Raw genomic sequence first — 24,037 nt, 5'->3', positions numbered from 1 at the left:
GATAAACTGGTAAAAAGGGTTATTCTTTCCAGTTCACTACGTTAAAATCGTTGTTAAAGGAGTTGCGGTATTTTTTTATGTATTCGGAAGGGTTCATTCCAAAGAGTCCGGCGAACTGCTCCCGAAAGTATCTCATGTCGCTGATGCCTACCCCGAAGGCTGCTTCATTCACATTACAGCCGGTACTTAGCAGCAATACTGCTGCCCGGCGCAAACGGATAAACCGGATAAAAGCGTTTACGGAATGCCCGGAAACCAATTTTACCTTTTTATAAAGGTTGGAATGGCTCATACCTATTTCAGCCGCCAGTACTTTAATCGTAAAATTGTCTTTATCCAGGTTGTTCTCTACAATGCTGATGCAACGTTCCAGGAAATTCTTATATTCTGTAGAGATCCGGGCATCATTCTTTTTAAGGGTAATCTTATCAAAGAAATAGCGTTGCAATACATTCCTGTTCTGGAGGATATTGTCAATACGGGCTATCAGCAGTTCTTTTTCAAACGGTTTTACAATATAGTCATCCGCTCCGCACTCAATACCCTTCAGTTTGATTTCCTGTGAAGGACTGGCTGTGAGCAGGATAACCGGTATATGGCTAAGGGAAGCGTCCTGTTTAATAATATTACATAACTCCACCCCGCTCATTCCTTTCATGAACACATCACTGATAATAATATCCGGAGAGTATTCCCGGGCCATCCTCAGCCCTTCCTCCCCATTATCTGCTTCATGGAAAAGGAATTTTTCGCTAAAAAGCAGTTGCAGGTAATCCCTGATCTCCGCATTATCATCTACTACCAGTATAGACCGCTTGCCGGAGATAATATCGACTATAGGCTCTGCCGCAGGGCGGGCCGGAGGCATTTCAGTGGGAATATTGCCCATCAGCTCTTCCAGCAGGGCAGGGTCTTTCTCCATCTCCTCGAAAATATACTGTCCGGAAAAATGGAGGGTGCCTTTCTTCAGCCGTACCATAAATGAGGTTCCATTCCCCGTTGCACTTGTAAAGGATATATGCCCTTTATGGCGCTCAATAAAATGTTTGGACAGATATAGGCCGATACCGAAACCGGCTTTACCAGGCATACGATCTTCCTTTACCTGGTAGAATTTTTCAAACAGGCGCTGGCTGGCATCTTCGCTAATGCCACAGCCGGTATCCTTGATAGTGATAGTGATGTCAGTTTCGTCTTCGCTTATATCAAAGCTGACTGTCCCGTTTTCCGGCGTAAATTTTAATGCGTTGGAAAGCAGGTTAAACAGTACGATCTCTATCTTTTCCCTGTCAGCATATACCTCCAGTTGCTGCTCCGGAGAATTGAACGTATAGTTAATGTGTTTTGTCCTGGCCTGCTGGCTGAAGCACAGGTATACCTCTTTGCAAAGGTTATGGAGATCGAGCCGGGTTATTTTCAGCTTGTCGGTCTCGCTGTCTGCTTTGCGGAACAGCAGCAGCTGGTCAACAAGGCTTAACAGGCGACGGGCGTTCCTGTATACTACTTCCAGGCCGTTTTTCTCGCTGTTGTTAAGCATTTCCTTAACAGGGTTGATGATCAGCGTAAGCGGTGTTCTAAACTCGTGTGATATATTGGTGAAAAAGGTCAGTTTCTTTTCATTCAGTTCTTTTTCTTTCTCCGTTTCCAGCCGGGCCAGCCGTATGTCAAAAGCCAGCTTTGTTTTTTGCGCTTTATACCGGTGGTATGTATATGCCAGGCCCACAATAACAGTGATATACAACAGGTAGGCCCACCACGCCCTGTACCAGGGCGGAAGCACGGTTATTTGCAGGGTATATTCCCCGTTATTCCAGACGCCTTCTGCATTGGTTGACTTTAACCGGAAAGTATAAGTGCCTTCGTGCAGCCGGGTGTAATTAGCTGTCCTTGATTTTCCTACATAGTTCCATCCTTTGTCCCACCCTTCCATATAATACGCGTAATCTATCTTGTCCGGGGCCGAGTATTCCAACGCTACGAAATCAAAAGCGATCACTGCCTTATTATAAGGGATCCTCAGCGCCATAACATGGTCCTGTGTACTTTGCATAACATACTCCTTAGCCTGCTCTACCGGAACATTGTCAATCTTAAGGCCCGTCAGCAGTACTTTGGGCATGTTTGAAGAATACTGTAAACTATCGGGATAGAAAATGTTCAGCCCTTTTATGCCGCCAAAAATAAACTCACCGGATGGCAGCGCCAGGGCAGCATTATAGTTGAACTGATTGGACAGTAGCCCGTCTGACTGTGAAAAGTTCTTGAAGGTCTTTTGCTTCGGGTTGAATTTTGAGATCCCGTAAAATGTGCTGATCCATAAATTACCGCTTTTATCTTCCAGTATTTTCAGGATGGAGTTATTGGAAAGGCCATTGGCCATGGTGAATCGTGTATAGGTACCGTTTTGCCGGTTAAACAGCAACAGGCCACCGCCTTCAGTGCCTATCCAGCAATTGCCGGCCCTGTCCTCATGAAAGACCCGGACAGGATAACCAATATTAAATACCTGATGCTGCCTGCTGACCCTGTCAACCTTTATCAGGGATGTATAGGTCCCTGCCCAGCAATTGCCTTCGCGGTCTTCCACCATCGAAAGAATGTTGGTAAGACTGCTATCAAACACCTCAAAACGGTTAGCCTTCCGGTTGAACCGGTATAGCGGTCCGTTGGTGCAAACACTTGCCCAGAGATCTTTTTCTGCATCTTCATACAGGGTCCAGGTGTTTTTGTCCTCCCTCCTGCTCTGTGGATCAAAACAGGGGAAGTGTTCAAAAGAGCGGGCCGCTTTGTTATAACGATAGATACCCGTTCCCCAGGTGGAGATCCATATATTGTGCTGGAAATCACTGATAATACTAGTCACAAAATCACTGCACAACGAAGGGTTGTTGCCTGCCAGGTGTTTAAAGTTGGTGAACTGGTTCAGTTTCCGGTTCCAGATACTGAGCCCGCCACCATCGGTACCTATCCATATATTATGATCAGCATCTTCACAAAGCGACAGGGTAAAATCATTGATCAGGCTATTAGGGTTAAGCGGGTCATGTGTGATACTGGCAAACCCGGTCCTTTTGGGATCAAGAATGTTGATACCGCCCCGCAGGGTGCCAATCCATTTACGGCCTTCATGATCTTCAAATATAGAGAACACTGCTGTACTGGTAAGCAGTTCCTTGTTTTGCGGTGATGCCAGGTGTGTGATGTTGCCGGTAGCAAGGGGCATCGTAAAAACGCCTTCCCCGTCAGAAGCTATCCACAATGTGTTGTGTTTATCGATGATAAGGTCCACTACCCTTTTGGAATGTGTTGTCAGCACTCCTGTAAATACATTGGAAGCGATCTGATATTTATACACCCCCTCATCATTGCCCAGCCATAGTTGTCCGTTATTATCCGCCTGAAGGACGATACCGTTCCTGATACTATCGTTGATCACTCTCACCATGCCACTGCTATTATCGTAAAGGCAAAGCCCCACATTACGCACAAACAGCCAGGTACGCTGTGTTGCATCCATTGCCACCGACATTACTTCATACTCTGTGGTAACAACTTTCCCGTTCCTGAGCGGCGCCTGTATGGCAGCTCCACTCCCATTATAAATAAGCAACCCTTCTCCATTGGTACCGATGAAGATGGTTTCTTTCAGTCCTGGTTTGATAGCGTTCACCCAGGCCAGGATCTTCTTTTCCTTTATGCCTTTATAAGGGAGATAGTTGAGGCCGGAGAAACGGCCGGTAGCATCGCTGTAAATGCTGACACCTCCACGGGTGCCGATCCACAGGCGGTTGTGCCGGTCTTCAGTGATACATGCTATCCTGTTGTTGGCTACTGAATTTATATCATTGAATTCGTTTCTGTAGATAGTGAAGGTATATCCGTCGTACCGGTTTAGTCCATCGTAGGTACCAAACCACATAAATCCATTATGGTCCTGGTAGATACTGGTAACAGCATTGTTTGAAAGCCCCTGCTCAATGCCCAGGTAGGTAAGCGATGGTGGAATTGCGGCAAAAGAATTAGTTAGTGCAGAGAAAGCACACCATATCCAGCAGATAGCCGGCCTCAGATACTTTATCATTATTCACCCTATTTTATACTGTCCCGATATTTTTTTTCACAACGACTGGGATAAAGTACAAAATTTGTTTCAATTATTTAAGAACTTTCAAAACAAGTAAAAAGGCGTCCGGGATTACCGGACGCCTTTCTTATATCAATTAGAATAACTCTCCCTGTATATTCCCTTCATCGGGCTCTTCTTCATCAGAAGCGAGTTCTGCACTAATCAGCTCATCTCCTGCAATCCTTGTTCCTACTGTCTTCCAGCCGGTCACTTCCACGAACTCTGAGAGGTCAACTTCTTCCACATCAGGACTACGTTTTTTACCACTGCTTAACAATACCACCGGTTCTGCATGTGTTGTGATGAACTCAAGATAGTTGCCCTTGCCTTCTTTAATAAAGAGGAATTTGTTATTCAGCGTTTGCGTTTCTATATAGAAACGTTTGGCGTTGAACTGTTTCTTATCTGCATCAAAATAGATGGCTGATACAACCTTTTCAGGATTGAATTTCTCTATGTAGATCACATCATCTGCTTCGTAACGGTTGGTGAGTTCAAAGTTGGTGAGTTCATAATGACCATTCTTGAATGCCACAAAGATTTTATCTTCTCCGTCAAAAGCACCGATATAAATACCTCTTTCTTCTGTATTCAAACGGCCCATTTTCTCATCGTACCAAAGCTTAAGACCAGATAAAGTAGATACCCCTTTCTCTTTGAATTTCACATTCTTGATCTGGTATTTGGTCACCTGGTTACCCATTGAATTACGGCCTTTGATAGCGATCGTTTCAAAGTACAGGTCGAACTCCTTGTTACGTGCAGGACTGTTAGGGCTTAACCGGATAGTCACTACTTCCGCTTCACCATTGGAGTTAGCAGTGAAGTAATGCACCTTGGAATTCTTCTCTCCTTTCATGGTGAGATCATATTCCTTATCGCGGGTAATACCGGTTACATTAAAACGTTTGGCGTAGCTGATACCGCTCTTACCATCTACATAAATCATGTTGTAGGTAGTGCGTTCATCACCTTTACGGAAGATATCTATATGGATAATATCTTTACCCACAAAGGTTTTATCTGATACTTTCGTGATCAGCATCTTACCATCCCTGCGGAAAATGATGATATTATCCAGGTCGGAACAATCCGCTACAAACTCATCTTTCTTAAGGGAAGTACCGATGAAGCCATCTGCACGGTTCACATAAATCTTGGTGTTAGCCATAGCCACCTGCTGTACCTGGATGGTATCGAAGGTTTTGATTTCAGTGATACGTTCGCGGCCTTTACCGTATTTCTTCAGCAGTCCTTCATAGTAAGTTACTGCGTAATCTACCAGGTTCACGAGATCGTGTTTCACCTGTTTGATATCTGCTTCAATACCTTTGATCTGTTCATTCAGTTCATTGATATCAAGGCGATAGATACGACGTACAGGCTTTTCTGTGAGCTTCACAATATCCTCACGCAGGATCTCTCTTTTCAGTTGCTTCTTATAAGGATTGAATCCTTTATCGATAGCTACCAGTACAGCTTCCCAGTCTTTATGTTTCTGCTCCAGTTCCTTGTAGATCTGCTTTTCAAAGAAGATCTTTTCCAGGGATGTATAGTGCCATTTATCTTCCAGTTCTGCCAACCGGATCTGCAGTTCTCTCTTCAGCAGTTCACGGGTAAAATCAGCAGAGTAACGAAGGAGATCAGATACTGTGATAAAGCGCGGTTTATCATCCACGATCACACAGGCATTGGGAGATACGGAGATCTCGCAGTCTGTGAAGGCATACAGGGCATCAATGGTGATATCCGGAGAGATACCCGGCGCCAGCTGCACTTCGATCTCTACATCTTTGGCGGTATTATCTACCACTTTCTTGATCTTGATCTTACCGCTGTCGTTGGCTTTTACGATAGACTCCATCAGAGCTGTGGTAGTAACGCCATAAGGCACATCCTTTACCAGCAGCGTCTTTTTGTCCTTCTCTTCGATATGCGCTCTTACACGTACTTTACCACCACGTTTACCATCGTTGTAGTTGGCAATGTCTATCATACCCCCGGTGATAAAATCGGGGAACAGTTCGAATTTCTTTCCACGCAGGTATTTGATAGAGGCCTCGATCAGCTCTACAAAGTTGTGTGGTAATATTTTGGTAGACAGCCCCACTGCAATACCTTCCGCTCCCTGTGCCAGCAGCAGGGGGAACTTCATAGGTAAAGCCAGCGGCTCGTTCTTACGGCCATCATAACTTAACTGCCAGGTGGTAGTTTTGGGATTGAAACCTACATCCAGTGCAAACTTGGAAAGGCGGGCCTCAATATAACGGCCTGCTGCCGCACCATCTCCGGTACGTACATCTCCCCAGTTACCCTGGGTATCTATCAGCAGATCTTTCTGCCCCAGGTTCACGATCGCATCGCCGATAGAGGCATCCCCATGCGGGTGATACTGCATGGTAGATCCAACGATGTTGGCCACCTTATTATAGCGCCCGTCGTCCATTTCCTTCATCGCATGCAGGATACGGCGCTGTACGGGCTTTAAACCGTCTTCTACGCCGGGTACCGCACGCTCCAGTATCACGTATGAAGCGTAATCCAGAAACCAGCTTTCATACATTCCCCCTATGTGAATAATATTCTGTAAGGAATCGTCTGTTGGTTGTGTATTATCGATGTCGCTCATAATTTATTTATTGATCATCTTTTCAAAGTCATCTCTCCATATGCGTACAGAATCTTTCTGTACATCCGCCAGGGAGTTTAATTCTATAAAGCAGCAATCCGTTTCTGCTATCAGCTGATGCCACACATTTGCCGGTACCTCTATCCTTGCAGGCGCTGTTGCATACACGGTTTCTATCTTGTTGCCATCCAGTGCACACCAGTGAATAGCCACCTTTCCACTAAACAGGAAGAGTATCTCCGGGTTCTTATTATCGCTTTTACCTTCATGATAATGCTGACCGCTACTGCTGCCTGCATGCCGGTAACCAACTATAAAATTGCCGGAACGACCGTCAGACGACCACTCATAGCTACTTCCCCTGTCATCTTTCCCACAAAGGTCTAAAGGTGTTATTGTAATCATGTTAGATTAGTTTCACTTCAAAGTCACGGATAGTCTTCAATTCACCTTTACTCTCTATCTTCCCCTGTTTGATCAGGTCTTTCAACCGCCAGCCCAGGTACTGATCCATCACCGGATACTTGAGCTTACCTGTTACCAGCCCGATTACTTTGGAAGCCTTCTGGAATTCGGCAGTTGTCTGCGTCAGTAATTCCTTATCGTAAAAAGCAGTAGGTTCTCCTTTGATCTTCTTACCACCTTCCAGTAAACGGATACCGGCGTTCTCGTTCATCATACGGCTCCATTCATCACCATCCAGTTCAAACTCCGCCAATGATACCGCACGTGCCAGTTTCTTTGCTTTCAGGAATTCCTTAGGCAGGATCTGATGCAGGTGTGTAGGATAAAATACGCCGCCTTTCTCATTCAGGAAAGGCAGGTTGTTCAAGTAGATGATATGAATGCGGCCAGCGAAGTCATAAAGTTGACTGATCAGCCAGTAGTAACCGCAAACATCGCGGGCGTTCTGCCCTGCCCATACCCATACTTCCTGCTCAGGTTCGGCTTTTAATAATGCCTTCAGCTGACGGAATTTTTCAAAGTCATCTTCTTCCTGCGGGGCTTCCACTCCTTCTGCCAGTACAGGCGCCACAGCACCTGTTAACTGCATCCACCATTGTTTGCGGGCAGCTTGTCCGTCTTTGGTATCCAGTATAAATAAGGGGCCAACCGACAGGTCGTCCTCAAAAAAAAGTACATCTCCCTTCAGTAACTCATCCAGTTCAAAAGCGCCGCTGAGTGCAGATACAGACGACTCGCCAAATACAATATGCACTACTCCCATATTAATCTATTATATCTTTTTCATAACGCAGGTTACCGATAATGAATTCCTGGCGGGTTTGTGTATTCTTACCCATGTAATACTCCAGTAATTTCTGGATATGTGTATCCTTGGAAAGGATCACCGGCTCTACTTTCATATCGTCACTGATGAAGGTGCCAAATTCGTCGGGAGAGATCTCTCCCAAACCTTTGAAACGTGTGATCTCCGGTTTGGAACCCAGTTTCTTAATAGCACGTTGTCTTTCCTCATCACTGTAGCAATAAATCGTTTCCTGTTTGTTACGTACCCTGAACAATGGTGTTTCCAGGATGTACAGGTGACCATTCTTCACCAGGTCCGGGAAGAACTGCAGGAAGAAAGTCAGCAGCAGTAAACGGATGTGCATACCATCCACGTCGGCATCAGTAGCTACTACAATTCTGTTATAGCGTAAGCCTTCCAGTCCTTCTTCTATATTCAGCGCATGCTGCAACAGGTTAAACTCTTCATTCTCGTACACGATCTTTTTGGTAAGACCAAAGCTGTTCAGTGGTTTACCACGCAAACTAAATACCGCCTGTGTTTCCACATTTCGTGATTTAGTGATGGAACCACTGGCAGAATCCCCTTCCGTGATAAAGATGGTGGTATTCAAACGCTTGGTTTCCATATCCGCCTTCTCTTTCCCGCTAATCTCTTCGTTCAGGTGAATACGGCAGTCGCGCAGCTTACGGTTATGCAGGTTCGCCTTTTTGGCTCTTTCATTCGCCAGCTTCTTGATACCTGCCAGGTCTTTACGCTCACGTTCACTCTGCTCAATACGTTTCTTCAGCGATTCTGAAGTGGTCGGATTCTTATGCAGGAAGTCATTCAGGTGTTTGGACATAAAGTCCAGCACGAATGCCTTTACAGAAGGACCATCCTCAGATACTACCAATGAACCGAGTTTAGTCTTGGTCTGCGATTCAAACACCGGCTCCTGTACCCTGATGGAAACGGCAGCACAGATGGAAGCACGGATATCCGTTGCATCGTAGTCTTTCTTATAAAACTCGCGTATAGTTTTCACGAATGCCTCACGGAAGGCGGCCAGGTGAGTACCACCCTGGGTAGTATGCTGACCGTTCACAAAGGAATAATATTCTTCCCCGTAAGAGTTCTCATGTGTGATAGCTACTTCTATATCTTCCCCTCTCAGGTGGATAATAGGGTAACGCAGCTCATCTTCGTTGGTCTTACGCTGTAATAAGTCCAGCAGACCATTTTTGGAGATATATTTCTTATCGTTGAAATTGACAGTTAAACCGGCATTCAGGAAACAATAGTTCCAGATCTGGTTTTCCAGAAATTCGGGAATATAACGGTAGTTCCTGAAAACGGTATCATCCGGTACAAAGGTGACCAGCGTACCATTCGGTTCTTTGGTAGGGGCTTCTTTATGTTCTTTTACCAGTACACCGCGTTCGAATTCGGCTACTTTGGTACGGCCATCACGGAAAGACTCTACTTTAAAATAGCTGGCCAGTGCGTTTACCGCCTTGGTACCCACACCGTTCAATCCCACTGACTTCTGGAACGCTTTACTGTCGTACTTCGCACCTGTATTGATCTTACTCACTACATCCACGACCTTACCAAGGGGAATACCACGACCAAAGTCACGGATGGTAACATTATGTTCTGTTACCTTTATTTCCACCTGTTTCCCATATCCCATGGTATGTTCATCAATACAGTTATCTACCACCTCTTTTAAAAGGATGTAGATACCATCGTCCATACTGGAACCATCTCCCAATTTACCAATGTACATACCGGGGCGAAGTCTGATATGTTCCCGCCAGTCCAGCGACCGGATTGAGTCTTCGTTATAGGCAGCGGCAAAAAGTTCTTTCTTATCTGTACTAGCCATAATTATATAGAAATTCCAATTTACTGTTTAAAAGTCGGGGCATCCCTTCCGGGTAGCAATATTACTAAATCTTTTAGCAAAATCCGGTTGCTGGCAAAAATACAGGTTTCATTGTATCATCCCAAGTAGAATTTATACACTATGCTTAATTTAATGAAAAACAATTCATTACCAATCAATAAAACATACTTGAAAACCATGAATAAAATATTGTTTAAATAACAGAAAAATTTATTCACAAAAGTTATTCACATTATTAACATTATATAACTAAATCTTTTATATTTACAATCAATCGTCTTGTCGCTAACACCTATGTCCTAAACTATGAAAACAACAAGTTTTATCCTACTATCATGCGTACTTTTAATAGTACTTGCCATTACTTTCCTGGTTAAAAAAGAGCAACGCTCATTAAACAGGCTTAGTAGTACGTTCATCAGATTGCTACAGAAGTTTGACTCCTGGCAGATGATGCGCTAAACAACATTCCTTAACTAAGATATTCTATCCCTATGAAAACCAGTCTATTATTCAAGCTGGCTTGTCTGCTGATTGCCTCAATGGTATTAGTTGCTCACCTGTTGCATAAATCTTATCAGAATTTACGCACAGCTAAAGTGAGAAGCTAATCACAGTACAACAACCTTTTGATCGGGGAGCAAAGGCAGAAAGTGTCCTTGCTCTCTTTTTTATGCAAAAAAAACGACTCCGTAGATGATCTACGGAGTCGTTTTTTTTCAAATATAAAAGTATTATCTATTGTAATATTTATTTACAGCATCCGTACGGCTGCGTACATGCAGTTTCTCATAGATGTTATGTACATGCCTTCTTACTGTTTCAATACTGATGAACAGGTTGCTGGCAATCTCTTTATACAGGAAACCTTTAGATAACTGGTCCAGGATTTCCTTTTCACGGGAAGTCAGTGCTTCCAGTGCCGGATTAGGCTTTGCCTGTTTCTGGAAATAGGCCACTACCCTTCTGGCAATCTGTGAACTCATGGGAGAACCTCCTTCATGTACATCACGGATAGCTTCCAGTAACTCACCCGGAGGGGTTTTCTTCAGGATATACCCACTCGCGCCGGCTTCCAGTGCCTGAAAGATCTTATCATCATCTTCATACACTGTCAGCATCATAAAATGCATGTCCGGGAATTCGCCCTTTAATTTCGCAATACATTGAATACCATTCATTCCGCCCGGCAGATTGAAATCCATCAGTACTACATTGGGTAATAAGCTGGGAATTTGTTCTACTGCCGTTTCTCCATTGTTGAAGGCACCGATACATGCATATCCATCTGAGCCATTAATTAATAACTCCATGGCTGTACGGATATCATAGTTGTCTTCCACAATTGCTACAGCAATGATATCCATGTTATCCTGCTTCTTTTTTGAGTATACAGTCATTTTGTATCAGTTGTATTGTTATTATTTAGGCTCTCACAATAACACATCCATGTTATTGCACAAATCTATACTAATTTAGTGGTATGTCTAGTAAAACTATCGTGCCGTTATGAGAAGTGATCTCTGCATGCCCTCCAACAGACTCCATTCTCTTTTGTATATTCTTTAAACCGTTTCCGAACAATCTAACTTTTTCCTGATCAAAACCTTTACCATTGTCTTTCAATAAGATAGTCATGTTTTCATGCATCTCTATCTGTATCACGACTTCTGTTGCTTTGGAATGTTTTACAACATTATGCAATGATTCTTTTACAGCCAGATAGATATTTCGCCTGGTACCTCCGCTTAATTTAATATTAGGGATATTTTCAGGAATAAAAAACTGGTGTTTTATATTCGCATGTTCCAGGAAATCTGCGGCAAAACTGCGCATATAAGCGATCAGGTTTTCCAGTGAATCATTCGAAGAATTCATCGCCCAGATAATCTCACTCATTTTATCTACCAGCTCTCCTGCTGCTTCAGAAATACGTTCCAGTTCTTTCGTCTGGGAAGTATCCTGCAACTTGCGTTTGGCGATCTCACTCAGCAAACGGATTGTAGATAATCCTGAACCTAAGTCGTCATGCATATCACTGGAAATACGCGCCCTTTCCTGGTCTACCGCCTGTTCTTTTTCCAGCTTCAGTTTCTCATGACGGATCTTATAATCCAGGTATAAAGTAGAGAAATAATAGGCTACTCCCAGCAACAATAATAACAGGAGAAAACGGAACCATAATGATTGCCAGAAAGGTATCTTTATGACAATCTCTAAAGTAGTAGGTGTTGAATTCCAGATATCATCATTATTCGATGCCCGTACATTAAAAGTATAAGTACCAGGACGCAGATTCGTATAACGTGCCATACGGAAAGCACCCGCCTGTACCCAGTCTTCATCCGCTCCATCCAGTTTGTACTGCACCTTATTTTTCAATGGGTTCGTAAACTCCAGTGGTACAAACTCTATCGCGATCGTATTATGATTATAAGGGAGTTCTATTCTTTTTAATAAAGATAAAGCGGTATCAGATTCATAAGGTTTATCCAGCACTTCCATCCTCATGATAACCACCTTTGGTTTAGAAGGATTATTTTTAAAATCCTTCGGATAAAAACCATTCACACCACGTACACCACCAAAGAACAATTCACCATCTAATGATTTGAAAAATGCGCCTGTATTAAACTCGTTTGACTGTAATCCATCTTCATAATTAAACGTAGTAATTTCATCATCTACAGGATTGATCTGGGATAATCCTTTATTATGACTTACCCATATTCTATCCTTATCATCCAGTAATACACCGTAGAAATAATCATTGATGAGAGAAGGATAATCGTAGCTATTGTAATGCTTGAGAATGTGATTATTTTCACCCATCACGAACAACCCTTTGGATGTAGCTAATAACAATCTTTTACTTGCATTCTTATTGATAGATTTTACAATAGTACCAGGTGGTAACGTAATCATTTCCCAGCGGGAACTGCTCACTCTGTTAACATATACAGCACTCTTGGTACCCACATATTTATTACCCAGAAAATCCTCGTAATAGCTGGTCAGTGTTTCATCAGGGAATTCATGTACAATGGCTACCTGGTAGTTTTTTTCTGATGGAATAATCTGCAGCAGATAACAGCCATAGTTAAAATATACTTCGCCACTGGTACGCTTGAACAGGAATGGATAATTATCTTCCTGCCTGGGCATTCCCAATGCCTTTACAATCTTTGTGAGGTCATCAAACTTACGCGTATGTACATTAAACAACCCTATGGACATATCTGTGAAATGAAACCAGAGATGTTCAAAGTCTTCCCGGCAGATAGCATTCAGGTTAGCCCCGGGAAAAGGTGTAGGTCTTTCTTCATTCGGTAAACGTTCCAGGAACTTACCACCTTTTTCATAAATATCCAGCCCGTCATTCATCAGTCCCACATACAGTTTGCCGTCGTCATGTTTGTAAACAGAACGCACCATGTTGTGTGTGGTAAAAGGAGAGCGGTACAGGTTAAATACCTTTTTGTTGGGAGAGTATTTTTTGATACCATCACCATCAGTACCTACCCACATATTGTCCGCAGCATCGCGGTACAGATAGGTGACAATATTCCACGAACGTGCTTCAGAGCCGTTGAAACTTACAATATGATTAACGATCTCATTCCTGCGCACATTATACACGATCACGCCATTATTCCCTCCTATCCACACATTGCCGTTATGGTCCTGCTCCATGCATAAAGGCACAAAAGTGACATCCTGTTCTTTTTGCTGATCAAAGGGAAGGTCTGTGTATTTATTCAGTTTTTTATTGAAGATGATGATATGCCCTTTGCTGGCAATGATCAGGGAGTCTTTGTTAAGGTTGCGTATTACAGGGTGTGTAGTGATACCTGGCAGGCAGTAAGTAGTGAGGCGCAATGTTTTGGTATCCATCGCATGCAGTTCGCCCGGCTCAAAATTCATCCAGATAGTATTTTCATCTTTCATCACCGCCTGTGCTACCAGTCCTTTGCGGGTCATAGCCGGCGGATACATGATCACCCGCCTGATGGCATACGTGGAATCATTCACCACATATAATCCCTTCATCGGGCGCCATACCCACAGCAGATGAGCTACAGTATCCTCTCCCAGAATGCGGAACTTAATACCACTGTCACGTTCTGCATTATTGGCCCATAAAGTATCTTCCAGTTTTGTTTTCTCGAAGGAGTTTTTATACTCGTCATATACACTGATGCCGTAGTTATGTGTGAGGATCAGCTGACGACGGCAGTTCCGGTACAGGGAATATCCTTTATAACCTTTTAGCTCAAAGCGGTTAATAAGGGCTCTTCCCCCGGTATTGGACCGAACGCCCAGGTTGCCCTTTCCATGCCCGTCAATAGACTGTAAACTGGGATTAAAGCGATACTCATTAAACACGTAACCATCAAACCTGTTCACTCCATCATGCGTAGCTATCCACATAAACCCCTGGTTATCTTCCAGGATGTCATACACAGAATTTTGGGAAAGTCCTTCATTTACTCCATATGAGTCGAAGATGTAGGGCTTTTCCTGTGCATGCAACACAGTTAGTGATAGGGTGCATAGGAAAGATAATAATATAATTCTCGTTATCTGCGCCGACGATTGCAATGATTAAATAGTATTATAATAGAGGTTAGTAATTAGTATAAACTGAGTCCGAAAAAAACGCAGTGCTTGCAAATATATAAATCTACGGCACACTTTCGAATGATTTTGTAATTTTCTTCCCATACAACTTAACCATAAATTATCACAAAAACATGTATAAAAGAAATTATCTGTTTTTTACCATCGCTTTTTTCCTGTTCATTACACATGCTATTGCACAGAATACCTACTCTATACACATGCTGGAAAACCCTCCTATTAAGAGTATTCGTGGTATGAGCGTTGTAAACGATTCCACAGTATGGGTGTCCGGAACAGAAGGAAAAGTCGGGATCACCACAAACGGTGGTAAAGACTGGAAATGGATCAGCGTACCTGGTTATGATACCCTCGACTGGCGTACTATTTTCGCCTTCAGCAGTGAGCGGGCGCTGCTGTTAAATGCGGGTGAACCTGCATCTATCGTATTGACTACCAACGCTGGCAAAACCTGGCAAACAGTTTATCACAACGATACAAAAGGAATTTTCTTTGATGGTATGACCTTCAAAAATGCCAGGGAAGGGATGGCTATTGGTGATCCCCTGAATGGGAAATTCACCATTATCACAACACATGATGGCGGATTATCGTGGCAACAGGCTAAGCAGCAACCTGTTGCAAAAGAAGGAGAAGCAATTTTCGCTGCCAGTAATTCCAGTATCACTACCCTGCCGGATGGTACAGCCTGCTTTGTTACAGGTGGTACTGCCAGTCGTTTTTTCAAAGGAGAAAAACCTGTTAACTGGTCTATGATACAGGGTCGTTCGGGCACCGGCGCTTTTTCCGTAGCATTTTATAACCAGTTAAAAGGAGTAGCAGTAGGCGGAGACTACATGAATGATACATTAACTACTGATAATTGTTTACTGACAACAGACGGTGGCCTCCACTGGAAAAAACCTTTGCTGCCGCCATGCGGATACAGGTCCTGCGTGAAATATATAACGTCTGAAATACTGATTGCAACAGGTCCTTCCGGTACAGATCTTTCTGAAGATGGCGGCTTACACTGGAAGAAAATCAGTGAAGTGGGATTTAATGTGATCACTACTTATAATGGTAAGGTGTGGCTGGCAGGAAGAGCCAGAATAGCAGAGGCCGTTGCTACCGGGAAAAAGTAAGGGGTGTTGCGAAAACACCCCCGGTAAAAATTAGGTTAAAGCAAAAAGTATATTATTACTAACAAGATAATGTCTGATTATATTGCTTGTATCAAGATTTTGGTCAATGTCTTATTTTTACAGGTAAACGCTGATTAAACAGCGTCTATCGTAAAACAATGTTAAAACAATATTTTTTTTTAAGTATTTTGAGTTTCGATAAGGAACGGGAGTAGATATGTTTCAACTCAGTACATATGTGTTATACTGACACGAACATGGGATTTGGGTATTATTAAAAGCGCACTATGCAAGTAACAACCTCGTCAGGTAAATATTCGGCCAAACACTATCCGGATACTATTAAAGAATGGAAAAAAGAAGGTAATTACTTCTATTTTTATACCTTAGAAACGATCCTTGAAATCAGGATCATATCAGATAAAATTATTCGCTTCCGCTATGCCGCCGACGGCAAATTTCAACGTGATTTTTCATATGCTGTAAGTGACCGCCTGGAAGAGTCTCCTGTAAATTTCGGGCTCCGTGAATTTGAAGAAGCATTCGAATTATATACAGATGCATTACGTGTATTTATAGCACGCGATGATATGCGCCTTACCATCACCGATCCTGAAGGACGTATCATTAATCAGGATGAGATGGGCTTCCACTGGCAATACTATCTGCAGAAAGGCGGTAAGATTGTCTATTGCAGCAAACAGATCCAGGAAGGAGAGAAATTCTATGGTATGGGCGATAAACCTACCGATCTTAACCTCTTCGATAAACGTGTAGAAAACTACGGTACTGATGCCTACGGTTATCAGAAAGACACCGATCCGCTGTACCGCAATATCCCCTTCTATTACGGCCTGCACAAAGGCATGGGTTATGGTATCTTCTTCGATAATACCTTCCGCACCATCTTCGATTTTGGTAAGGAAAGAGAAGGTACTACCAGCTTCTGGGCAAGAGGCGGTGAAATGAATTACTACTTTATTTACGGCCCCGAATTAATGAAGGTGGCCGAAGCATATACCAGCATCACCGGTACTCCGGAACTGCCGCCATTATGGGCGCTGGGTTATCAGCAATGCCGCTGGAGCTACTATCCTGATAAAAGAGTGAAAGAGATCGCTGCTGAATTCCGCAAACGCGAAATACCCTGCGATGTGATTCACCTGGATATCGATTACATGGAAGGCTTCCGCTGCTTCACCTGGAGCAAAGAAGGATTTGCAGAACCGGCAAAAATGATCAAAGAACTGGCCGACCAGGGCTTTAAGATAGTAGTGATCATAGATCCGGGGATTAAAGTAGATCCTGAATATGGTATTTATCAACAGGGTACACAACACGATTACTTCTGTAAACGTGCCGATGGCGCCCTCATGGAAGGTGATGTATGGCCGGGCAAATGTGTGTTCCCGGATTATACCAATCCTGAAGTACGTAAGTGGTGGGCCGGCCTCTTCAAAGAACTGGTGGAAATGGGTGTGAGAGGTGTGTGGAATGACATGAACGAACCCGCCGTTTTTGAGATGGGTACTTTCCCTGAAGATGTACGCCACGACTATGACGGAGAAGCTGTAAGCCACCGTAAAGCACATAACATTTACGGCCATTTAATGAGCAAAGCTACGGCCGCTGGTATGAGGAAATTCCTGATGCCTAACCGTCCGTTCGTAATATCCCGCTCCTGTTATGCAGGTGCGCAGCGCTGGTCTTCCCTGTGGACAGGCGACAATGTTTCCAGCTGGGACCACTTATGGCTGGCTTCCATACAATGCCAGCGCCTGGCCGTTTCCGGGATTTCCTTTGCAGGTAGTGATATCGGTGGGTTCATCGGTGAACCGGATGGTGAACTGTACCTGAGATGGATTCAGCTGGCGGTATTCCATCCGCTGATGCGTACACACTCTGCCAGTAATGAAACAGGTTTCAACCAGGAGCCATTCAGTTTTGGAGCAGAGTTCGAAGTACTGACCAGGAAGTTCATACAACTGCGTTACCAGTTGCTGCCATACATCTACACTACTTTCAGACAATACAGCAAATATGGTACACCTATGTTGCGCCCGCTGTCGTTCGTTGCACAGCATGATGAGAAAACACTGGACCGCTCCCATGAATTCATGATGGGAGATTCATTGCTCATCACCCATGTATCTGAACCCGGTATGAAGGAAAAGGAATTGTACCTGCCGGAAGGCCAGTGGTACTACTACTTCAACGACCAGGTATACACAGGTAAGCAGCTGATCACCATTCCTACCCCGCTGGATGAAATGCCACTGTTTGTAAAAGCAGGTGCAGTGATCCCTAACTACGATAAGATCCAGTATGTAGAGCAGAGAGATTTATCTGAAGAGATGATTCTGCATGTATATTACAGCGATCAGGTAGTGAGCAGTTCTTTGTATGAAGATGCAGGAGATCATTACGGATATAAAAATGGTTTGTATAATGATATCCGCTTTAAGCAAACATCCGACAAGCAACACTTCGAACTGAGAAAGAAGTTCTTTGGGCAATACAAGGCTGCTTACAGGCGTCATAATGTACAGGTGCATGGTTTACCATTCAAGGCCACACAATACGTGGTGGATGGTAAAACATTCAAACTGAATAACAGCAACTTTGCAGCAGGTGTAGTAAAGATCGTGGTAGAACGGAACTTCGAAACACTTGTTATTAAGTAGTTAAAGTCAAAAATCTTCAAAATATAAATCCCAAATTCGTAACCTGAATTTGGGATTTCTCGTTTTAAACCCTTAAGAAACTTCAAAAAAAAAGGGCACTGTAGATTGAGATCTTAGTGCCTTTTCATAACCTATGCCAACTTTAGAGTTGATCAAAAATAGCACGTTATAACGTACAGTCAAAGCCTTTGCGGGGTCCAATCCAATAATGAACAAAATGAACAGCGCTATATAAATTGAACAGCGCAATATTGTTAACTGGTTGTTACGAACGCGTTTTTAACACGCTGTTTTCCAGAAAAAATTAACATCCGGTTCACTAAATATTCATTGTGTCCTTATGATGCTACATATTGTTAAGCATACTCCACAGTAATTTCCCACTCCGCGACACAAAAAAGCGTAAAACCTGTAATACAACGTCTTAGGCAGACACGGCATGGTAGTTGTGCCACACTGTACAGAAGAAACGAACTCAATTTATATAACGTTAAATGGAACCCATTTTTTAAACCTTTCAAAATTGAAATTTATGGCTGCAGAACAAAGTAATCACTTCACACGTGACAAGCAGGAAAGGGAACATTCTAATGAGCATCAACACCCGCACGCTGGTACAGCGCCGGAACACAAATCTAATAACGACACCAAAGAAGAAACAACGAGCCGTAAAGACAAACGTGGCTTCGCTTCTATGGATGCACAGTTACAGAAACAAATTGCAAGTAAAGGCGGACGTGCTGCACACGCTCAGGGTGTAGCTCATGAGTTTAACTCTACAGAAGCCCGCGAGGCCGGCCGTAAAGGTGGTGTTGCTGTCAGCAGAAACAGACAGCATATGGCTGAAATAGGAAAAAAAGGTGGCGAAGCTGCCCATAACAAACGGAAAAAAGATAATTCTCTTTAACCTTCTTCATACTCAATCTTTTTAATGGGATTGGCTAATTTGTGGTGTCACTCGTTAGTCCATCCCATTTTTTATACTTTTGCAGATAACATATCGTTAACAGTTGTGAAAACAGCTTTTTTTAACATTTTAATTAATCCTGATTGCAAAAGTCCCTGTATCCCTATCAAAATACTGCTTCAAGAATAAAAACACTGTTATTCCCTTACATTTTCATTCTTTCTGCAGCGATTGTCATTAAGCTCATCTATACCAAAGAAGAGATCTATTTCTTTATAAACAGCCTGCACTTTCCGGCAGGTGACATATTCTTTCCTTATGCAACAGAAATGGGAAGTACCACTACTGCTATTGTGCTGCCTCTGCTGTTGCTGTTTGTAAGCTACAGGAAGAGCTTATTACTGGCTTCCGGTTATATTCTTACTGCTTTGGTGGCTTTCCCCTTAAAATGGCTGTTTGAGGCTCCCAGACCCAAACTTTACTTTCTCAATTCTACTCACCCTATTTACTACGTGCCTAAAATAGAAGTATTGTCCAACCATTTCAGCTTCCCTTCCGGGCATACGGTATGTGCCTTCACAGGGGCTGTAGTGCTGACGTACATCGCGCCCCGCAAAAGCTATGGCTGGTTATACCTGATCCTGGCCTTACTGGTGGCATATTCGCGCATGTATATGAGCCAGCACTTCTTTGAAGATGTGACGGCCGGTTCTTTTGTAGCGGTAAGTGTAACTATTGCCTGGATTTCCTGGTTCGATAACCTCCCCTTCCTGCAAAAAGAAGGCTGGCAGGGATCACTGAGTAATAAATTTTAGATAGTTTTTGGGTGCAGGGCTTCGCCCTGCAAAACCCCTTCAATTTTTTTGTGATGAAAGCGAAGCTTCATCACAAAAAAATTACTCTTTGATCAAAATATTTTAATGTTTGCTTTTCTTTCCACCGGTAGTCTGATGCGGTAAAAAGTTAACAGGAGCTGTTTTTTGTGGAGTGCTGGGGGCCAGGGTATCCAGTTCTTCCGGAGATACTGGTTGTCCCCTCTTATAATATTCCTTGGTCACATGTCCTTCTTCATCATATATTTTCCATATCCCGTTTCTCAGGGAATTGGAAGTTCGTGCTATTTCTTCCATTCTCTCCTCTCCGGTAATGGGGTCTATTACGCGATAGGTGTCTTTTTGTCCGTCTATATCTACTGCTATGAATGATCCTTCTGCACTTACCAGTCCATTGGAATAAAAATAACGGCAATGACCGTTTAATACTCCATGTTTATAAGTCTCCTCTGCGATTATTCCGCCTGATTCCGCATATTTCTTCCACATTCCTTCCTTGAAATCATTTACGTAATTGCCTTCCCATGTATAACCGGGCTCTCCTTTCACTTCAGGCATTTGTTCTGACCATGGGCCCTGCTTATGTTTCTGCGCATCTACCTGGTTGGTTTTCTCTTGTGCAAACGCTGCAAACATCATTAATTGTAAAAAAGATAGTATGAACAGTTGTCTCATAGGTTTATTTGACACAAAGTTAACAAAAAAAAAGCCGGTGCAAAAGTATGCACCGGCCTCAATCGTATCTTATTGCGCTTGTCCCGCTATAATTACTTGCTCAGTTTAATCTGATCTACGCTTGTATTCTTACCTTTTACTACAGTTACACCAGTGATAGTAGTATCCTTGTAGTTATTGGAAGCATTTACATACAAACTGTAGGTACCTGCTTTCAGGCCTCTCAGTTTATACTGACCATCTTTCCATGGTAATGCATAAGCAGTATCTGTGTCATTGTACACAGTGATTACAGGCCATGCATCAGCAGGCTTAACCACACCTGAAATACTACCGGTCTGTTTAGCAGTAAATACGTGGATCACAGGACGCAGAATGAATTTGCCGTTTCCTGTCTGGATAACTGAACGATCGATGTCGAAATCCAGCCACAGGCGGAAGTTACCGCTTTCAAATTCTTCCCATTCTTCCGGACGGACCTGAATTACCAGTTTCACCTGACCGGAAGGTGATTTCAGCGGATAATTTACGCTGTCTTTCACAAGGTAGTTGTTGTCACCCAGGGTGATAACGATCTTCTTTACTTTACCGCTTGGTACTACACCATTACCCAGTAAGGTATCGGTACCGTTGCGGAGCGACAATACATCATATACTCCAGCACGGATAGGTAATGAATCCCATACCTGGCAGGTATCTTTACCAAAGTGACGGTCTTCACCCCACCAGCAACGATTGTAATCATTTCCCCAATCGGTGTCACCAGTGGCAGTACAGGTATCAACCAGTACTTCTACCTTACGGATATCCAGGAATACATTGTCGAAATAACCAGGATTATCTGTAAAATAGATATTCAGCCTCTGCTGGTTAGCAGCCAATGAAGTTTGTGCAGAATCGTCCTTTTTGCAGGAGTAAACGATGACAGCTAAAAGCATGGTAATGGCTAGCCACCATCCGTTGTTTCGGAGATAGGTTCTCATGATAAAGTGTGGTTTATGGTTTTATAAAAAATACTTTATTTACAAAGTATTCCGACTATTAACGTATTTTAATAATCTTTATTACTTCTATAAGTAAAGCATTCTTTAGATGGGAAAAATAAACAAAAGTTTAACAGAGTGGAAAATATTTTAAAGTGTTAGGATTCAGCCTCTTTTAAAACCGGGGTTAATTTATTTTGATCAAAGAGGATTTTTGTGAAGGTGCTTCGCACCATCACAAAAATCGAAGGGGTTTTGTAGGGCGAAGCCCTGCACCCTTAGCTTTTTTTGAAGATTGCAGCCCCTAAAGGTGGGAGCCGGAGTTCTAAAGTATAGTCTTTCCCGTTGTAAAACTGCTGCCGGGTTGTAACAGGTGATGTATTCATTACCCCGCTTCCGAAGAACTGCGGATCATCACTGTTTAATATTTCTGTCCAGGTACCTTCTTCTGCCATCGCTACCAGGTAATTCTCCCTTGGTACCGGTGTCATATTTAATACTACCAGCAGATCGTCTTCCGGCTTAAAGCCTTTACGTTTATATGCCAGTACACAATTATCATAATCAGATACGATCACCCATTCAAAACCATAATACTCAAATTGCTTTACGTATAATGCGGGATAGGAAGTATACAGATGATTCAATGCTTTTACAAAATGCTGTAAGCCCTGGTGGGATTCATGTTTTAGCAGGAACCAATCCAACTCCGAACGGAAATTCCATTCAGATGTCTGCCCGAACTCATCTCCCATGAATAAGAGTTTGGTACCTGGATGCGTGAACATGTAACTATACATCAGGCGTGCGTTGGCAAATTTCTGCCAGTCGTCTCCCGGCATTTTATACAGCATAGGAGATTTGCCATGGACTACTTCATCATGACTGAAAGGCACCATGAAGTTTTCTGTAAATGCATAGGTAATACTGAAAGTAAGGCGGTCCTGTTCCCACTTGCGTAACAGCGGATCTGTTTTGAAATAACGCAGGGTATCATTCATCCAGCCCATCATCCATTTCATACCAAATCCTAATCCACCCATGAATGTAGGACGTGATACGCCATAAAACGACGTAGATTCTTCAGCGATAGTCTGTACATCGGGGAAGAGTCTGTAAATCGTTTCATTCATATTTTTCAGGAAGGAGATAGCCTCCAGGTTTTCCGGTCCTCCGTGTTCATTGGGTTCCCATGTACCGGCCGGACGGGAATAGCTGAGATGGATCATAGATGCCACCGCATCCACACGTAATCCGTCTGCATGAAATTTATCCAACCAGAAGATAGCGTTGCTTAATAAAAACGAACGCACTTCGTTACGGCCGTAATTGAAGATATAACTGTTCCAGTCCGGGTGAAAGCCTTTACGCATATCCGCATACTCATAGGTATGTGAACCGTCGAAGCGGAACAGACCATGCGCATCGTAAGGGAAATGTGAAGGTACCCAGTCGAGGATTACACCAATACCTGCTTCATGGAAAGCATCCACAAAAGCCATGAATTCCTGCGGGGAGCCATAGCGGGAAGTGGGCGCATAATATCCTGTACCCTGGTATCCCCAGGAGCCGTCGAACGGATGTTCCATTACGGGCATCAGTTCTACATGTGTGAAGCCCATGTCTTTTACATAAGGCACCAGTTTATCGGCGATTTCTTTATAGGTGTAGAATAATTCGTGGTTGGATGGATCAGGGCGGCGCCATGATCCCAGGTGTACTTCGTATACGGAGTATGGGCTGGTAAGACTGTTATGTTTACCGCGGTGTTCCATCCACTTCTTATCTTTCCATTTATAGTCCAGGTGCCAGGTAACGGAAGCGGTGTTCGGGCGTACTTCCCAGTAATTGGCGTACGGGTCTCCCTTTTGTAGTTCTTCCCCGGAGTTGGAACGGATGAAGTATTTGTATAGTGTGCCTTGTTTCACATTGGGAACGAACCCTTCCCATATGCCCGACTTATCCCAGCGTGGGTATAAGGTATGGCGGTAATGGTCCCATTCATTAAACTCTCCTATCACTGAGATATAAGCAGCATTTGGCGCCCATACTGAAAAGTATGTACCGGCTACCCCTTCGTATTCCATGGCGTGAGCCCCGAATTTCTCGTAAAGGTGTGCATGCGTACCTGCCTGAAATAGTTCAATGTCTTTTGCGGAGAACAATGAAAAGGGTACTACTGATGATAATGTCTGCTGTTTTTCTTCTGTCATAACAAGGAATGCACTAGAAATAACAAGATAGCTTAAATTTTAGATTTGCCGCTCTATCAAGCTATTTTGGACACAGGAT

14 protein-coding genes are annotated in these 24,037 nt (G+C 43.3%); 4 read left to right on the top strand and 10 right to left on the bottom strand.

Annotated elements, in window-relative coordinates:
- Nucleotides 1–19: 19 nt before the first annotated feature.
- From BMW86_RS24065 to BMW86_RS24035, 7 genes are all read right to left on the bottom strand, one after another.
- The gene (locus BMW86_RS24065; protein ID WP_089784754.1) at nt 20–4,081 is read right to left on the bottom strand and encodes a hybrid sensor histidine kinase/response regulator transcription factor; all 4,062 of its coding nucleotides are present in this window, start codon (nt 4,079–4,081) and stop codon (nt 20–22) included.
- Between the two features lie 139 nt (nt 4,082–4,220).
- The gene (locus tag BMW86_RS24060; protein ID WP_089784752.1) at nt 4,221–6,755 is read right to left on the bottom strand and encodes a DNA gyrase/topoisomerase IV subunit A; all 2,535 of its coding nucleotides are present in this window, start codon (nt 6,753–6,755) and stop codon (nt 4,221–4,223) included.
- Between the two features lie 3 nt (nt 6,756–6,758).
- On the bottom strand, nt 6,759–7,160 hold the full coding sequence (locus tag BMW86_RS24055) for a cupin domain-containing protein (protein ID WP_089784749.1): 402 nt from the start codon (nt 7,158–7,160) through the stop codon (nt 6,759–6,761).
- Between the two features lies 1 nt (nt 7,161).
- Nucleotides 7,162–7,983 (bottom strand): DUF1835 domain-containing protein, encoded by an 822-nt coding sequence (locus tag BMW86_RS24050; RefSeq protein WP_089784747.1) that lies wholly within the window; start codon nt 7,981–7,983, stop codon nt 7,162–7,164.
- A 1-nt stretch (nt 7,984) separates the two neighbouring features.
- A complete protein-coding gene (locus BMW86_RS24045) occupies nt 7,985–9,877 on the bottom strand; it encodes a DNA topoisomerase IV subunit B (protein WP_089784745.1) in 1,893 nt (630 codons plus the stop codon).
- Between the two features lie 755 nt (nt 9,878–10,632).
- Nucleotides 10,633–11,298, bottom strand: coding sequence for a response regulator transcription factor (locus BMW86_RS24040; RefSeq protein ID WP_089784743.1), 666 nt, complete (start codon nt 11,296–11,298; stop codon nt 10,633–10,635).
- A gap of 70 nt (nt 11,299–11,368) precedes the next feature.
- A complete protein-coding gene (locus tag BMW86_RS24035) occupies nt 11,369–14,434 on the bottom strand; it encodes a sensor histidine kinase (protein ID WP_177189372.1) in 3,066 nt (1,021 codons plus the stop codon).
- Nucleotides 14,435–14,652: 218 nt separating this feature from the next.
- On the opposite strand from BMW86_RS24035, the gene BMW86_RS24030 reads away from it, so the two are divergent.
- From BMW86_RS24030 to BMW86_RS24015, 4 genes are all read left to right on the top strand, one after another.
- On the top strand, nt 14,653–15,663 hold the full coding sequence (locus BMW86_RS24030; RefSeq protein WP_089784738.1) for a beta propeller repeat protein: 1,011 nt from the start codon (nt 14,653–14,655) through the stop codon (nt 15,661–15,663).
- A gap of 287 nt (nt 15,664–15,950) precedes the next feature.
- Complete coding sequence (locus BMW86_RS24025) at nt 15,951–18,347, top strand: glycoside hydrolase family 31 protein (RefSeq protein WP_089784736.1); 2,397 nt, start codon at nt 15,951–15,953, stop codon at nt 18,345–18,347.
- Between the two features lie 532 nt (nt 18,348–18,879).
- A complete protein-coding gene (locus BMW86_RS33070) occupies nt 18,880–19,254 on the top strand; it encodes a KGG domain-containing protein (RefSeq protein WP_218149208.1) in 375 nt (124 codons plus the stop codon).
- Nucleotides 19,255–19,397: 143 nt separating this feature from the next.
- On the top strand, nt 19,398–20,069 hold the full coding sequence (locus BMW86_RS24015) for a phosphatase PAP2 family protein (RefSeq protein WP_089784733.1): 672 nt from the start codon (nt 19,398–19,400) through the stop codon (nt 20,067–20,069).
- Between the two features lie 102 nt (nt 20,070–20,171).
- On the opposite strand, the gene BMW86_RS24010 is transcribed toward BMW86_RS24015, so the two are convergent.
- The 3 genes from BMW86_RS24010 to glgB form a co-directional block, all read right to left on the bottom strand.
- Entirely contained in the window at nt 20,172–20,762 is a 591-nt protein-coding gene (locus tag BMW86_RS24010; RefSeq protein WP_143056680.1) for a toxin-antitoxin system YwqK family antitoxin, read from the bottom strand.
- Between the two features lie 92 nt (nt 20,763–20,854).
- Nucleotides 20,855–21,745, bottom strand: coding sequence for a DUF4382 domain-containing protein (locus tag BMW86_RS24005; protein WP_089784729.1), 891 nt, complete (start codon nt 21,743–21,745; stop codon nt 20,855–20,857).
- 278 nt (nt 21,746–22,023) lie between these two features.
- Nucleotides 22,024–23,958 carry a 1,4-alpha-glucan branching protein GlgB gene (gene glgB / locus BMW86_RS24000; protein WP_089784727.1) on the bottom strand — a complete coding sequence of 645 codons (1,935 nt, stop codon included), beginning with the start codon at nt 23,956–23,958 and terminating at the stop codon, nt 22,024–22,026.
- Nucleotides 23,959–24,037: the final 79 nt, after the last annotated feature.

Source organism: Chitinophaga sp. YR573, from assembly GCF_900110995.1.
In the GTDB taxonomy this organism is placed as follows: Bacteria; Bacteroidota; Bacteroidia; order Chitinophagales; family Chitinophagaceae; genus Chitinophaga.
Note: the sequence above shows the minus strand (reverse complement) of the source record. Positions and strands in the feature narration are given on the sequence as shown.